This window comes from Photobacterium sp. DNB22_13_2 (assembly GCF_052873915.1).
Window position 1 is genome coordinate 1 of the sequence record NZ_JBNNXU010000329.1, and the last position, 212, is coordinate 212.

A 212-nucleotide genomic window follows, 5' to 3' on the forward strand; every position below is an offset into this window, starting at 1 on the left:
TTGCGCGCTCGTAGCTCAGCTGGATAGAGTACCTGGCTACGAACCAGGCGGTCGGAGGTTCGAATCCTCCCGAGCGCGCCATTATTTACAACGTATTGCCGAAAGGCGGTACTATATAAAACCGAATTAAGTGTGCGCTCGTAGCTCAGCTGGATAGAGTACCTGGCTACGAACCAGGCGGTCGGAGGTTCGAATCCTCCCGAGCGCGCCAT

2 tRNA genes are annotated in these 212 nt (G+C 55.7%); both read left to right on the forward strand.

Features of this window, described 5'->3' with window-relative positions:
- Positions 1 to 4: 4 nt before the first annotated feature.
- Positions 5 to 81 (forward strand) — tRNA-Arg (locus ACVA58_RS28830).
- Positions 82 to 134: 53 nt separating this feature from the next.
- Positions 135 to 211: transfer RNA gene (locus ACVA58_RS28835), tRNA-Arg, on the forward strand.
- Position 212 lies beyond the last annotated feature (1 nt).